Origin of the sequence: Bacillus sp. NMTD17, from assembly GCF_002998735.1 — a bacterium.
Classification (GTDB): domain Bacteria; phylum Bacillota; class Bacilli; order Bacillales; family Bacillaceae; genus Bacillus.
Window position 1 is genome coordinate 1 of record NZ_PVRH01000013.1, and the last position, 1,163, is coordinate 1,163.

General features: G+C 36.5%; 1 tRNA gene and 1 rRNA gene. Both read right to left on the minus strand.

The annotated features are described in order from the left end of the window. Positions 1–50: 50 nt before the first annotated feature. Positions 51–126: transfer RNA gene (locus C6347_RS19085), tRNA-Val, on the minus strand. Positions 127–908: 782 nt separating this feature from the next. After that, positions 909–1,024: ribosomal RNA gene (gene rrf / locus C6347_RS19090) — 5S ribosomal RNA — on the minus strand. Positions 1,025–1,163: the final 139 nt, after the last annotated feature.

Here is a 1,163-nt window from a genome sequence, read left to right on the forward strand (position 1 = left end):
AGTTGAGCTACACCGGCTTTATCTATCCTAACATTATGTAAGAATAAATATGGTGGAGGATGACGGGCTCGAACCGCCGACCCTCTGCTTGTAAGGCAGATGCTCTCCCAGCTGAGCTAATCCTCCATATTGTGTTGTCATTTCGAATGTCTCTCGATCCGACAAATAGTATTATATAACGATAAGATATTGTTTGTAAAGACTTTTTTAAAATAATTTTTGAATTTATTTTAACGTTGTTTTTTCGTCTTTTCGTTAAGGCACCTAAAGAATTCTACCACTTGTCTCATCATTTTAAAAGTCTTTTTTTCATCTTTTTATGTTTTTTTGTTAAAAAGGGCTCTAATAAAGCTTTATTGATGTGAAATTACCCTTTTCAAGCTTTTTATATGCTTATTTTATTCAATATATCTTCTCATACAAATCATCTAGAGAAGGAATTCTTTTATTATTTTATTTTTCTGGGAAATCATTTTCATGTAAAAATGTCCTTAAATGATACTGTTCTTTACTATCTTCAATATTAAAGTGTTACTAGGGTATCAAGTTAGTGTTGATTCTTTCTTATTCTTACTTAGAGCGAGCGAAAAATTCAACTGTAAGTGTTGCGATACTCAGTCATCTAGTGTGTCTCTAAACAGTCCTCTGTATCTGGCTGCCAAAGAAAATTCTTATTAGCTGCTTTCTATGCTTTTGATCTTCATCCTAAACGAATTGAACGGCCGACCCACAAACAACAGCTGCGTTGTTCAATGAAAATACATGAAAGTGAGACGGACGGAAAGATCAACTTATCGATGAGGCATTTACTAAATCATCACTTCTCACTTTACAAAGTGATTTAATAGAAGTAATTTTTTCAAAAACACAAAAAAGACCAGTTCCGTATGGAACTGATCCTTAGAAAAGCTTGGCGGCGTCCTACTCTCACAGGGGGAAACCCCCAACTACCATCGGCGCTGAAGAGCTTAACTTCCGTGTTCGGTATGGGAACGGGTGTGACCTCTTCGCTATCGCCACCAAACCTGATGGAGAGAATGTTCTCTCAAAACTAGATAACAATGTTCAAGCTTCACATTAGAATATAGGTTAAGTCCTCGATCTATTAGTATCTGTCAGCTCCACGTGTCACCACGCTTCCACCTCAGACCTATCAACCTGAT